Here is a 12,796-nt window from a genome sequence, read left to right on the forward strand (position 1 = left end):
GTCAGCCCTGCGGGCGTGAGCGTGCCTTCTTGAGTTCGATCCTGAGCTTGGCATTGGCCGCTTCAAGTTCCAGCACCTTGGCCACTCCGGCCAGATTGAGCCCTTCGTCCAGCAGTTCTCCGATGCGTTTCAGCACAGCGAGGTCCGCATCGCTGTACTGCCGCGTCCCTCCCGAAGTGCGGTCCGGGGTGAGCAGGCCCTTCCGTTCGTACAGCCTGATGTTCTGTTGCCCGGTGCCCACCAGATGGGCCACCACGGAGATCGCGTACAGGCCTGTCTCCGAACTGCGCGCTGCCATGGTCCTCCCAAAATTTCCTGAAAAGCGTCTTGCAACAGTCTCTCACCGGTGCTATAAAAAATCTATACCCGCCAATACAGATAACAGCGGCGGGTGCGGAAGAATGGAACAACCACAAGCTGAAGGAGTGGGAAATGATGTTGATGCGTACGGACCCGTTCCGTGAACTGGACAGGCTGACCCAGCAGGTGTTTGGCACCGCGGCCCGGCCTGCGGCCATGCCGATGGATGCCTGGCAGGAGGACGGGGAGTTCGTCGTCGCATTCGATCTGCCGGGAGTCGACGTCGACTCTGTGGACCTCAATATCGAGCGGAACGTGCTGACTGTGCGGGCTGAACGGCGCGATCAAACCCAGCCCAATGTGGAACTGGTCGTTTCCGAACGGCCCCGCGGCGTCTTCAGCCGCCAGCTGATCCTCGGTGACACCCTGGATACGGACAGCGTCAAGGCAAAGTACGACGCCGGCGTGCTGACCCTCCGTATCCCCGTCGCCGAACAGGCGAAGCCGCGCAAGATCGAAATCGAAACCAAGCACGACACGGCGCACGAGATCAGCGCCTAGTCGAATCGTGGAACCGGGGCGGCAGCGGCAGGTGCCGGCCGCCGCCCCGCCACGCACCGGACAGTGTGACACGGCCATGAGGTGACGCGGCCATGAGCAACCAGCTACCCGACTACTACGGTGTTCTCAACGTGGCTCCGACGGCCACGAAGCAGGAAATTTCACGTGCCTACCGGGCGCTGATGCGCCTGCACCATCCCGACGTCGAAGGCGGAACCGCAGCCGGCAGGGGCGACGGCGGGCTGTTGCGCATCATGGAAGCTTTCGCGGTGCTTCGGGATGCGGAAACGCGTGCTGCCTACGACCGCGCACTGTCCGTTCCCCGCGTCAAAGTCGGAGGGCCCCGGGATGTTCCGGTCCGCCGGGTTCCCCCTTCGGAGCCCCCGTTGCTGCGGGTCTCACCCGTTTTTTGGGAGCGCGGCCCCCGGCCGGGGACGGGATAACGAGAGATACCGGATAGCTAAAGAAGGAGTATTCGATGAGCGCCTGGCGCCGCTATGATTCCCATCTGATTCCGGCGTTCCACGAACGCTTTGAGAAACGGTGGGGTCTGGGCACAGCCCCGTTCCTGGATCCGGAGGCCCATGAGGAGCCCCTGCCGCGGGCACAATGGATCCACCCGGAAACAGGCGCGGCCCTGGCGGTGGTCCCCATCTGGACCCCGGAAGACAGCCAGCACCGGTCCTTTGGGGTCTTTTACCTGCCGCCGGGCGGTGACATCTGGGTGCTGCGCCCGGGCTTCACAGGCTACCTTGAACCCGCAGCGGATGACACGGAGCACCTGATCACGCTCCGCAACGATGCCTTCAAGAAAGCACTGGCGCACGCCAAGGAGTTCCTCTTCGGCTCCGACGCTGCGGTGCACTAAAATCAGTCCACTATCCGAAACCACATAAGGGATCAAGCAGATGAAATTCTCCGCCAAAGATGTGGCTGCCACGATCCCGCCGTCGTTCACCATGGGCGTTGCCACGGCGGCCTTCCAGATCGAGGGCGCCCTCGATGAAGATGGACGCGGACCGTCCGGCTGGGACGTCTTTGCCCGGAAACCCGGCGCGATCGTGGACGACCACAGCCCCGCCACGGCCTGCGACCACTACCACCGCATGCCCGAAGACGTTGCGTTGATGAAGGAACTGGGAATCGACTCCTACCGGTTCTCGCTGTCCTGGTCCCGCATCCAGCCCGGCGGCAGCGGCCCGGTCAATCCCAAGGGCCTGGACTTCTACGACCGCCTGCTGGACCAGCTGCTGGCCAGCGGCATCTCACCGATGGTCACCCTTTACCACTGGGACACCCCGCTGCCTCTCGACGAGGCCGGCGGCTGGATGAACCGGGACACGGCGTACCGGCTCGGCGAGTTTGCCTCCATTGCGGCCGCGGCCTTCGGTGACCGCGTGGCCCGGTGGGTGACTGTCAACGAGCCTGCCACCGTGACCACCAACGGCTACGCACTGGGCCTGCATGCGCCGGGCGAATCACAGTTGCTCAAGGCGCTGCCCACAGTGCACCACCAGCTCCTTGGCCACGGACTGGCAATGCAGGCACTCCGCGCGGCGAACGTCCCCGGCGAAATCGGCATCACCAACGTCTATTCGCCCATGATTCCCGCCTCGATCAACCCGCTGGACAAGCTGAGCTCGTCACTGATGGATGTTTTCCAGAACAGGCTGTACGCGGATCCCGTGCTGCTCGGAAAATACCCGGACCTCATCCGGGCCGCCACCTTCTTCAGCTCGTTCAGCCCCTCCGAGGAGGACCTGAAACTGATCTCGCAGCCGCTGGACTTCTACGGGCTCAACTACTACATGCCCACGCGGGTGGCTGCCGGCCCCGGCGAAGGTGCCGTTCCTGCCGGGATGGCGGAGGCCATGGGGGACGACCTCAGCGGCAGCGCTCCCGGTGCGCCCTTCCACATCACCGAGTTTCCCGACGCCGAAACCACGGCCTACGGCTGGCCGATCAGGCCCGACTACATGCCCGTGGCGCTGGCGGAAATGGCAGAACGCTATCCCGACCTGCCTCCGGTCTTCATCACGGAGGGCGGGGCGAGCTTTGAGGACCTGGTGGTCCGGGACAAGGCAGGGGACCGGATCATCATTCCGGACGAGCGCCGCCTGCGCTATCTTGCCGAGCACATCTCCAGCGCAGTGGAGGCCACCAGCCCCGGAGGGCCCGCGGAGTCCATTGATCTGCGCGGCTACTACGTCTGGTCGCTGCTCGACAACTTCGAATGGTCCGCTGGCTACAAGCAGCCCTTCGGCCTCCTGCATGTTGACTTCGAGACGCTCACCAGAACGCCCAAGGCGTCCTACTACTGGCTCCAGGAGCTGCAGGAAGCCCGCAAGGACGCGGCCGCGGCGGCCGTTGACACCAGTGCGGCCGGCGAACCGGAACCGGTGGCCTGACGCAGCAAGATCTGATGCAACAGGAAAGGCCGGCCCGAAAGGGCCGGCCTTTCCTGATTTCGTGGCTTAGACGATTTTGAGGTCGGCGAGGCCCTTGGTGATGCCTGCGCCGTCGGGGGAGTAGATCCACGGGACCGTGGAGCCGGTGTGGTCCCCGTTCTCGGAGTGACCGCCGGCCAGTACGGACTCGCTCACGGAGAGCTGGCGGATGGCGATGGCCGCTACGCGGTCGCCGTGTTCCCTGGCGAACTTCGAGTAGATCTGTTCGTCATGCTGGCCGTTGTCGCCGATGAGCAGCCACCTCATGTCCGGGAATTCCTGCGCGAGCCGTTCCAGGTTTCCGTTCTTGTGCTCCTGGCCGCTGCGGAACCAGCGGTCCTGGGTCAGCCCCCAGTCCGTCAGGAGGAGGGGCCCGGCCGGGTACATGTTCCGGGTCAGGAACCGTGCCAGCGTGGGGGCTGCATTCCAGGGGCCGGTGGACAGATAGATCACCGGGGCATCGGGGTGTTCCACCACCAGCCGGTCCATGAGCACCGGCATGCCGGGCGTGGCCATGCGTGCCCGCTCACTGAGTACGAACGTGTTCCACAGGGCAAGGAACGGCCGGGGGAGCGCGGTGACCATCACGGTGTCATCGATGTCCGACACGATGCCGAACTTGGTGTCGGGGCCGATGACAATGATGTTGGCCTTCACGGGCTCGGTTCCCTCGGCCCGCAGCGTGGCAGTGTGCCAGCCGGGGGAGAGCTCAACGTCCACCACGGTGTCAATCAGACCGCCGCGGTCCGCCTTGACGCGCCTGGTCACACCCTCGATTTCGATTTCCACGTCGGTGAACTGCAGGGGCACGCTGGTGAACGCCCGCCAGCCGCGGATGTTCTGGTTGCCGTTCTTCGCGGCGTGCTCGGCCCGGCTGCCCGGCATCGGCTTAGTGGTCAGGACCACCCGGCCGAGGACCCGCACCCACGATGTGGAGCCGTACCCCTGGTAGGCGACGGTCTGCGGAACAAAATTCCAGCGCCGAGCCAGCTTGATGCGGACGCTGTTGACCGTGTCCGAGAGCTTGTGTGCCGCCCGGAAAGCGTGGTTTCCGGACAACGATGATTCCTGCGGCGCCGATTTCATGCCTCCACTCTGCCACAACGCGGCACGTCGGCGCGGGTGCGGTGCCACTAAGGCGCCGGGCCGTAACAAGGACTTAGCCGTCCCCCAGCAGCCACCGCAGGGTTTCGGCGTTCCGCACGGCGTTGCCGCCGCCGTCGTTATTGAAATACACGAACACGTCCTTGCCCTGGCCCTGCCACTCGCGGATGCGGTCAGCCCACCAGCGAAGGTCATCCTCCGAATACGAGCCCCCGTAAAGGTAGTCGTGGTCCGGTCCGTGCAGGCGGACATACACAAAAGGCGCCGTGGCCCGCAGGATGCAGGGCAGGTTGGCGCCGCTCATGATGCAGTAGGCGGCCCCGTGGCGCTCCAGCAGGGCATACACGTCGGGGTGGTCCCAGCTGGGGTGCCGGAACTCCACCGCCACCCGAATCCACCAGGGCAGTGCCGCGAGGAAGTAGCCAAGGCGGGCGTCGTCCCGGCCGAATCCCGGCGGGAGCTGGACCAGCAGCACCGCCCTCTTGTCACCCAGCTCATGCCAGCACCTGATGATCCGCTCCACCCAGACTTCGGGGCTGTAAAGCTTCTTCGCATGGGTCAGGCCGCGCGGGGCCTTGACCGACATCACGAAGCCCTCGGGCAGGCGCCGCCGCCAGCTGGCGAAGGATGATTCCCGCGGCCAGCGGTAGAAGCTTGCATTCAGCTCCACCGTGCCGAAACGCGCCACATAGTAGGCAAGCCGGTCGCGGGCCGGAAGTCCGGGCGGATAAAGCACGTTCTCCCAGTGGTCATAGCTCCAGCCGGAAGTGCCGATGTGGATCCCCATAATGTGCCTGGACGCTAGTCAGCCGGCCGGCTCAGACTTCGCCGGCCCAGTCGGCCGCATGCGGCGCGAACGCATCCTCCCATCGCTCGCGCTCGCTGTCGGGCAGCGGGCCGCGTCCGACGGCGGCCGCCGCGGCCTCCAGGTTGCGCACCTTGGAAGTGCCCGCGATCGCCGTGCTCACCCCCGGGCTGAAGGCTGAAAAACGCAGGGCGGTGCCCTGCCAGTCATCGGTTTCCGGCTCGATGTCCATCCGGCGGAGCCTGTCCCAGTAGGTTTCGCCGTACACACCCACGGGTCGTTCGGCGTGGCGCCAGGGGGCGTTGGCAAGTGGCCGCTTGGCCACCACTCCCAGCCCCTGCCGGCCGGCGGCGGGCAGGACGCGACTCCGCGAGCGCTGGTCCGCGACGTTCACGGAAGACTGCAGGGCGCCGAACACCCCGGCGTTTCCGGCCCACTCGAGGGCGTCGTTCTCGCCGCTGTAGCCCGGCACCCGGACCTTTCCGGCCTCCGCGCACCGGAGCAGCGCCTCCACCGCATCGCCCTGCTGCAGGACGGTGAGGGGGCACGAGTGCAGGAACACGACGTCGATCACGTCGGTGCCCAGCGTGCGCAGGGCCTGGTCCACTCCGCCGGTCACCGCGGCAGCGGTCCAGTCCTCCGCGCCGTCGACGTCGTACCCCACCTTGGTGGACAACACGACGGCGTCGCGTTGTCCACCAAGGCCGGATAGCCAGCTGCCGATCCGTTCCTCGGAGAGTCCGTAGCCCCGGGCGGTGTCGATGAAGGTGATGCCCAGATCCAGTGCCCGGTCCAGGAGCCCGTGGGCCTCCCGCTCGCTGACGTCGTCGTAGCCGATATGGCCCGCACCGAATCCGAGGGCGGATACGGTCAGGGCAGAGTTTCCGAAGTTCCGTTGCAGCATGCCTTGGATAGTAGTCGGCCCGGACGGGTTGTGGCACTGTAAGGTCCATGGCACGCATAGAGGACTACGCCGTAGTAGGCGACCTGCAGACAGCCGCCCTCATCAGCACCGAGGGCTCCATTGACTGGCTGTGCCTGCCGCGGTTTGACTCCCCGGCCTGCTTCAACGCGCTGCTGGACACCCCCAGGGCGGGGCGGTGGCTGCTGGCACCCGCCGGTGCCGGGGAGTGCACAAGGCGCCACTACCGCAAGCAGACCCTCATCCTGGAAACCGAATGGGAAACCTCCACCGGCAAGGTGAAAGTCATCGACTTCATGCCCCCGCGTGACAGTGCGGCGGATATTGTGCGGATCGTGGTGGGCGTCCGCGGCTCCGTCCGGATGCGCGGCGACCTGGCGCTGAGGTTCGATTACGGCCACATCGTGCCGTGGGTCCGCCACGATGACCATGGCATCCACGCCATCGCCGGTCCGGATGCCGCCTACCTGGTCACGGAAGCCCCGCTGCGCGGCGAACGGCTCCGGACCGTCAGCGACTTCACCGTCCGCGCAGGCGAGCGGGTCCCCTTTGTGCTGACCTGGACACCGAGCCACGTGCCGCGCCCCCGGTCCATTGATCCGGAGGCGGTCCTGGTTTCAACGGAGGCGTTCTGGCGTGAATGGTCCGCCAGATGCAAAATCACCGGCCCGTACCGGGACGCCATCCAGCGCTCGCTGATCACGCTGAAGGCGCTGACCTACGCCCCCACCGGAGGCATTGTGGCGGCGGTGACCACGTCCCTGCCGGAACAGCTGGGCGGGCCGCGCAACTGGGACTACCGGTACTGCTGGCTGCGGGATGCCACACTCACGCTCCAGGCGCTGCTGGGCGCCGGCTATACCGAGGAAGCAGCCTCCTGGCGTGACTGGCTGCTGCGGGCCGTGGCCGGAGACCCGGCTGACCTGCAGATCATGTACGGCATCCACGGGGAGCGCCGGCTGCCGGAGATGGAGCTGCCGTGGCTGGAAGGCTACGAAAAGTCCGCGCCTGTCCGGATCGGAAACGGAGCTGCGGGGCAGCTCCAGCTGGACGTATGGGGTGAAGTGCTGGACTGCCTGGCCCTCACCCGCCACTCCCAGCTGGAGCACAGTGACGAAGCCTGGGACGTCCAGGTTGCCCTGATGGAACACCTCGAGGGCGCCTGGCAGCGGCCGGACAACGGCCTCTGGGAAATGCGCGGCCCGCAGCGGCATTTCACGCACTCAAAGGTGATGGCCTGGGTCGCTGCGGACCGGATGGTCAAGGGCGTGCGGGACTTCGGCCTGGTGGGGCCGGCAGACCGCTGGGAGGCCCTGCGCGACACGATCCACGCCGAGGTGATGGCCAACGGCTTCGACGCAGGGCGCAACACTTTCGTCCAGTCCTACGGACGCCCGGAGCTGGACGCCAGCCTGCTGCTGATTCCCCGCGTCGGGTTCCTGCCGCCGGATGATCCCAGGGTGGTGGGCACCATCGACGCCGTTCAGCGCGAACTCACCCGCGACGGGTTCGTGCTCCGCTACCGCCCGGCGGAGGCCGACGACGGGCTGCCCGGCGACGAGGGCGTCTTCCTGGCCTGCTCCTTCTGGCTGGTGGAAGCGCTAATCGGCGTGGGACGGCGCAGGGAAGCCAAGGAGCTCTTTGAACGATTGCTGACGCTGCGCAACGATGTGGGCCTCCTCAGCGAGGAATGGGGTGTGGACACGGGCCGGCAGCTGGGAAACACCCCGCAGGCATTCAGCCACTTCGCACTGGTCATGAGTGCCATGGAACTCCACGAGGACAGTGTGCAGCGCAGCGACACCCCGGTGCACGGACACTAGCGGCATTCCCCGGCGGTCACATTTTGTTCAGCTGGGGTCCGTGGCCTGCTGCATGGTTCCATGGTCACGGAACCTATTGGAGCAGGCACGAAGGAGTGTGGACCGGTGAAATTTGCGCGTCTCGGAGATTCAGGCCGGGAGCAGCCGGCCGTTCAGCCCGGCGGGCCTGAGTCCAACGGGAAGTGGTATTCCCTCGCCGGCCTGACGGCAGACATCGACGGAGCCTTCCTTGAAGGCGGCGGCGTTGCCCGGGTCCGCGATGCCCTCGCGGCCGGGAACCTGGCCGAGATCCCCGACGCCGGCGCGCTGCGCGTCGGTACCCCGCTGGCGCGCCCCGGTGCCGTCGTGGGAATCGGCCTGAACTACGCCGGCCATGCCGCGGAATCGGGGGCGGCCATCCCGGAGGTTCCGGTGGTGTTCCTGAAGCCAAGCAACACGGTGGCGGGGCCGTTCGACGAGGCACCACTTCCGCCGTCGTCCGCCAAGTACGACTGGGAAGTTGAGCTGGCCGTGGTGATCGGACGGCGCGCCTCCTATCTTGCGTCGGCTGACGAAGCCGCCGACTGTGTTGCCGGCTATGTGCTGGCCAACGACCTGTCGGAGCGCGACTACCAGCTGCCCGGCGCGGCGGGCCAGTGGGTCAAGGGAAAGTCGCTTCCCGCCTCCACGCCGCTGGGTCCGTGGTTCGTGCCGGCCGCTGACCTGGATCCGTCCGCGCTGCGGCTGCGGACCTGGGTGAACGGGGAACTTCGCCAGGATTCATCCACTGCGGACCTTATTTTCGACGTCCCGGCGGTGGTGCACCACCTGAGCCAGTTCATGGTGCTGGAGGCCGGTGATGTCATCCTGACAGGCACGCCGGAGGGAGTGGCACTCTCGGGGCGCTTCCCCTACCTGCAGGACGGCGATGTGCTGGAGCTGGAGGCCGAGGGCCTGGGCCGTCAGCGCCAGGTTCTCCGCCGGACGGCCCCAGTCCTCCCGCGCAGCTAAGGATCGCGCAGCTAAGGAGTAAGGCTTAGGAGGCCAGCCGTTCACGGGCGGTGTGACCGGCGCCGGCCGGTTCAGCTCCACGCTCGGGCCGGTTGATCTCGGTCCACACCGCATCGAGGGAGAGGCCCAGGACATCGGCGATCGCCGCGATGGTGGGGAAGGCAGGCGTAGCGACCCTGCCCGACTCGATCTTCCGGAGGGTCTCCGGGGAGACGTGTGCCTCGAGCGCGGTCTCCAGCATGGAGCGCCCGCCCCTGGCACGGCGCAGCAGGGCGCCGAGGCGCTGTCCGCGCTCGACCTCTTCGGACGTAAGTGGCAACCTGACCATGGCTCCAATACTAATACCGGGATAATATGGCCGGGATAGTTATTGGTTGCGTGAGAGAGGCGCCGCATGATCGAGATCCTGAGCCCGACCGAACTGGCCCGAGCGAGGGAGTCGGGCGCCTTGGTCGCTGGCATCCTGCAGACGCTGAAGAGCCGCTGCGCGGTGGGCACCAACCTCCTGGACATCGACAGCTGGGCCCGGGCCATGATCGTCGACGCCGGGGCGCAGTCCTGCTACGTGGACTACGCGCCGTCCTTTGGGCGCGGGCCGTTCGGCCACTACATCTGCACGGGTGTCAACGATGCCGTGCTGCACGGACTGCCGCACAACTACACGCTTGCCGACGGCGATCTGCTGACACTCGACCTCGCCGTTTCCAAAGGCGGGGTTGCCGCCGACTCCGCCATCAGCTTCATCGTGGGCGACACCAGGCCCGGGGAGAGCGTGGCGATGATCAGTGCCACCGAACGCGCCTTGAGCGCAGGGATAGCTGCTGCCGGACCCGGAGCCCGCATCGGCGATATCTCCCATGCCATCGGCGCGGTCCTCAGCGAGGCGGGATACCCGATCAACACGGAGTTCGGAGGCCATGGCATCGGATCCACGATGCACCAGGATCCGCACGTTCCGAACACCGGACGGCCCGGCCGCGGGTACAAACTGCGCCCTGGCCTGTTGCTCGCATTGGAACCGTGGGTCATGGCCGACACCGCCGAACTCATCACTGATGCCGACGGGTGGACGCTCCGCAGTGCCACCGGCTGCCGGACGGCACACAGTGAGCATACGATCGCCATCACCAGCGACGGAGCCGAAATCCTCACATTGCCGTAAAGGCGCTCGAAGTGTCCGCATGACTTCCGTAAACCGCACAGGTAAGTATACTTACTAATACCCCAGGTTGGGGTTGGAGCGGAGGATTAGCAATGGCTGGACATTTCGAGCTGGTTGATGCGCCCGACGGCGGATACCGCGTCAAGCTCATCGATGGAAGCGGAAACCTGATGGCCATCTCAGTGACTTTCCCGACGAAGCGTGCCGCGGCCGCGGGCGTGACCAAGGCCAGGGAAATCGCGGGCACCGGGCTGATCCGGGACCTCAGTGAAAGCCAGGATTCCGAGCCCCTGAAGCAGCCGCCCGTCCGGCAGCACGTCAAAGCGCCCAAGAACATCGGCGTCCTGGGGTCCGGGAGGCCGACCGGAGCTACTGGACTCAAACGTGCCCGCACACATTACTGAGCGCCCGGCCAGCCGTGTCTCCTAACGGGCCGGGTGGCCGGAATCGCGGCGTGCTCTTCGACGTCGACGGGACCCTGATTGACTCCTGCTACCTGCATACCATCGCGTGGTGGCAGGCCTTCCGGGAAGCAGGGATGGACATTCCGATGGCGGCCATTCATCGTTCCGTGGGCATGGGCGGCACCGAACTGCTGGACCACCTGCTTCCGGCAGGTCGGGACAAATCGGGCGACGCCACCATCAAGTCCTCCCACGGCGCTGTTTTTGCCACTTTCTGGCCCGCGCTCCGTCCGCTTGACGGAGCCAGGGACCTGCTGGCCCAGTGCTATGAAAGCGGCTTTGCCGTAGCGCTGGCGTCGTCTGCCCGGAAGCAGGACCTTGAGGTGCTGCGTTCGACGTTGCGGGCGGACGCCTTTATTCACGCGGCCACCAGCGCCAATGATGCCAAGGCGGGGAAGCCGGCGCCGGACATCCTGCAGGCGGCGCTCGATGCCGTCGGGCTGCGGCCGGAAGACGTGGTCTATGTTGGCGATGCTGTCTGGGATGTCTATGCGGCCGGGGGGCTTGGCATTCCGACCATCGGCCTCACGTGCGGAGGCACCTCCGCCGCTGAGCTGCTTGCGGCGGGCGCCGTGGAAACCTACGGTAACCCCAGGGAGCTCCTGGCGAACCTGCGGGACAGTGCGATCGGCAGGCTCGCCGGGAGCTCCTGACAGCTCGGGAAATTTCAGGCGTCCGCGATGGCGCCCTTGTTCCAGGACACCGCGACGCTGACTGATCCGTCGTCGTCCCGCTCAACTTCGGTGATGACGTCGGCGGGCCCCGCTCCCATTTCCATCAGCTTGGCCCGATAGGACGTGACCAGCTCTTCAAGGCTGGATTCCGTCCACTCGCCGGGGCGCATGCGTGTTGAGATTTCCACCGGCTCTGGTTGATACAGCGTCATGTCGTTGCCTTTCCTCGATGCTCGGATGCTTCAACGCTATGGTCCACGACGCCCGCATGCAAGAGATTTACTCAGTGTGCTTAGCTTTTGTTCGGATCGGTAGTAAGCTTGCTGACCTTCACCTGTGAAACCTGACTGAAAGGCGCACCATGAAGGCACTAACGTGGCAAGGCAAACGCTCCGTCAGCGTGGAGAACGTCCCCGATCCCACCATCCAGGAGCCCACCGATGCGATCATCCGCATCACCTCGACGGCAATCTGCGGATCGGACCTGCACCTCTACGAAGTCCTCGGTCCCTACATGCACAAGGGCGACATCATCGGGCACGAACCCATGGGCATAGTGGAGGAAGTGGGAAGCTCCGTCACCAGTCTCTCCAAGGGGGACCGCGTGGTCATCCCCTTCAACATTGCCTGCGGAAACTGCTTTATGTGCAAGCGCGGCCTGCAGTCGCAGTGCGAGACAACCCAAGTGAAGGACAAGGGCTCCGGCGCCGCCCTTTTCGGGTACTCGGAGCTGTACGGTTCCGTTCCCGGCGGCCAGGCCGAATATCTGCGGGTCCCCCATGCCGACTACGGGCCGATCAAGGTGGGAACGGAACTGCCGGATGACCGCTACCTGTTCCTCTCCGACATCCTGCCCACCGCCTGGCAGGCAGTGAAATACGCGGACACCGAGGAAGGCGGCGCCCTGGCGGTGTTCGGCCTCGGCCCCGTGGGGCAGTTCGCCACACGCATCGGCAAGCATCTCGGCCTGCGGGTTATCGGCGTGGACCCCGTTCCCGAGCGGAGGGCGATGGCGGCCCGGCACGGCATCGAAACGATGGACTACGCCAAAGCCACTGCCGATGAACTCCGGGAGGCGACCCAGGGGCGCGGCCCCGACGCTGTGATTGACGCCGTCGGCATGGAGGCGCACGGTTCGCCGGTCGCGGGCTTTGCGCACCAGGCGTTGGGACTCCTGCCGGACAAGCTGGCGCAAAAGGCCATGGAAACAGCCGGCGTGGACCGGCTCGCGGCACTCCACGCGTCCCTCGATGCTGTCCGCCGCGGAGGCACGGTTTCCCTCAGCGGCGTCTACGGCGGCCAGGCGAGCCCGATGCCGCTGCTGTCCATGTTCGACAAGCAGATCCAGCTCCGGATGGGCCAGTGCAACGTCCGGAACTGGACCGATGCGCTCCTGCCGCTGGTGGAGGACGAGGCGGATCCGCTGGGGGTCATGGACCTGGTGACGCACCGGGTGGGGCTGGATGAGGCCCCTGCGATGTATGAGAAATTCCAGAAGAAAGAGGATGGCTGCATCAAGGTGGTGCTGCAGCCCTAGCCGTCGG

At 66.0% G+C, this 12,796-nt stretch carries 16 protein-coding genes; 10 read left to right on the plus strand and 6 right to left on the minus strand.

The genetic code is table 11. The annotated features are described in order from the left end of the window. Position 1 precedes the first annotated feature (1 nt). Complete coding sequence (locus RW112_RS19950) at positions 2-298, minus strand: MerR family transcriptional regulator (protein ID WP_305942243.1); 297 nt, start codon at positions 296-298, stop codon at positions 2-4. A gap of 137 nt (positions 299-435) precedes the next feature. Between RW112_RS19950 and RW112_RS19955 the strand changes: the two genes are divergently transcribed. The 4 genes from RW112_RS19955 to RW112_RS19970 all read left to right on the plus strand — a co-directional run bounded on the left by RW112_RS19955 (position 436) and on the right by RW112_RS19970 (position 3,269). Beyond that, entirely contained in the window at positions 436-861 is a 426-nt protein-coding gene (locus RW112_RS19955; RefSeq protein WP_317783481.1) for an Hsp20/alpha crystallin family protein, read from the plus strand. A gap of 92 nt (positions 862-953) precedes the next feature. Then, entirely contained in the window at positions 954-1,304 is a 351-nt protein-coding gene (locus RW112_RS19960; protein WP_317783427.1) for a J domain-containing protein, read from the plus strand. 35 nt (positions 1,305-1,339) lie between these two features. Beyond that, on the plus strand, positions 1,340-1,729 hold the full coding sequence (locus RW112_RS19965; protein WP_305942241.1) for a hypothetical protein: 390 nt from the start codon (positions 1,340-1,342) through the stop codon (positions 1,727-1,729). Between the two features lie 40 nt (positions 1,730-1,769). After that, complete coding sequence (locus tag RW112_RS19970; RefSeq protein WP_317783428.1) at positions 1,770-3,269, plus strand: GH1 family beta-glucosidase; 1,500 nt, start codon at positions 1,770-1,772, stop codon at positions 3,267-3,269. Between the two features lie 66 nt (positions 3,270-3,335). On the opposite strand, the gene RW112_RS19975 is transcribed toward RW112_RS19970, so the two are convergent. From RW112_RS19975 to RW112_RS19985, 3 genes are all read right to left on the minus strand, one after another. Then, complete coding sequence (locus RW112_RS19975) at positions 3,336-4,394, minus strand: App1 family protein (protein ID WP_317783429.1); 1,059 nt, start codon at positions 4,392-4,394, stop codon at positions 3,336-3,338. A gap of 73 nt (positions 4,395-4,467) precedes the next feature. Next, positions 4,468-5,199, minus strand: a complete 732-nt coding sequence (locus RW112_RS19980; RefSeq protein WP_317783430.1) for a DUF72 domain-containing protein — start codon at positions 5,197-5,199, stop codon at positions 4,468-4,470. 31 nt (positions 5,200-5,230) lie between these two features. Beyond that, positions 5,231-6,121 carry an aldo/keto reductase gene (locus tag RW112_RS19985; protein ID WP_317783431.1) on the minus strand — a complete coding sequence of 297 codons (891 nt, stop codon included), beginning with the start codon at positions 6,119-6,121 and terminating at the stop codon, positions 5,231-5,233. Between the two features lie 47 nt (positions 6,122-6,168). Here RW112_RS19985 and RW112_RS19990 point away from each other — a divergent pair, with 47 nt between their 5' ends. Together RW112_RS19990 and RW112_RS19995 are read left to right on the plus strand one after the other, a co-directional pair. Beyond that, a complete protein-coding gene (locus RW112_RS19990; protein ID WP_317783432.1) occupies positions 6,169-7,962 on the plus strand; it encodes a glycoside hydrolase family 15 protein in 1,794 nt (597 codons plus the stop codon). 105 nt (positions 7,963-8,067) lie between these two features. After that, positions 8,068-8,952 carry a fumarylacetoacetate hydrolase family protein gene (locus RW112_RS19995; protein WP_317783433.1) on the plus strand — a complete coding sequence of 295 codons (885 nt, stop codon included), beginning with the start codon at positions 8,068-8,070 and terminating at the stop codon, positions 8,950-8,952. A 25-nt stretch (positions 8,953-8,977) separates the two neighbouring features. Here RW112_RS19995 and RW112_RS20000 read toward each other — a convergent pair whose 3' ends face one another. Continuing rightward, positions 8,978-9,280 carry a helix-turn-helix transcriptional regulator gene (locus tag RW112_RS20000; protein ID WP_317783434.1) on the minus strand — a complete coding sequence of 101 codons (303 nt, stop codon included), beginning with the start codon at positions 9,278-9,280 and terminating at the stop codon, positions 8,978-8,980. A gap of 66 nt (positions 9,281-9,346) precedes the next feature. Between RW112_RS20000 and map the strand changes: the two genes are divergently transcribed. The 3 genes from map to RW112_RS20015 all read left to right on the plus strand — a co-directional run bounded on the left by map (position 9,347) and on the right by RW112_RS20015 (position 11,231). Continuing rightward, positions 9,347-10,114 carry a type I methionyl aminopeptidase gene (map, locus tag RW112_RS20005; RefSeq protein WP_317783435.1) on the plus strand — a complete coding sequence of 256 codons (768 nt, stop codon included), beginning with the start codon at positions 9,347-9,349 and terminating at the stop codon, positions 10,112-10,114. A gap of 92 nt (positions 10,115-10,206) precedes the next feature. Then, the gene (locus tag RW112_RS20010) at positions 10,207-10,518 is read left to right on the plus strand and encodes a hypothetical protein (protein ID WP_317783436.1); all 312 of its coding nucleotides are present in this window, start codon (positions 10,207-10,209) and stop codon (positions 10,516-10,518) included. 14 nt (positions 10,519-10,532) lie between these two features. After that, complete coding sequence (locus tag RW112_RS20015; protein ID WP_411709949.1) at positions 10,533-11,231, plus strand: HAD family hydrolase; 699 nt, start codon at positions 10,533-10,535, stop codon at positions 11,229-11,231. A gap of 14 nt (positions 11,232-11,245) precedes the next feature. On the opposite strand, the gene RW112_RS20020 is transcribed toward RW112_RS20015, so the two are convergent. Then, positions 11,246-11,464 carry a hypothetical protein gene (locus tag RW112_RS20020; RefSeq protein ID WP_028271163.1) on the minus strand — a complete coding sequence of 73 codons (219 nt, stop codon included), beginning with the start codon at positions 11,462-11,464 and terminating at the stop codon, positions 11,246-11,248. Positions 11,465-11,613: 149 nt separating this feature from the next. On the opposite strand from RW112_RS20020, the gene RW112_RS20025 reads away from it, so the two are divergent. Further along, entirely contained in the window at positions 11,614-12,789 is a 1,176-nt protein-coding gene (locus tag RW112_RS20025; RefSeq protein ID WP_317783438.1) for a zinc-dependent alcohol dehydrogenase, read from the plus strand. The last annotated feature ends 7 nt before the right edge of the window (positions 12,790-12,796 follow it).

It is taken from the genome of Arthrobacter sp. B10-11 (assembly GCF_033142195.1).
Classification (GTDB): Bacteria; Actinomycetota; Actinomycetes; order Actinomycetales; family Micrococcaceae; genus Arthrobacter; species Arthrobacter oryzae_C.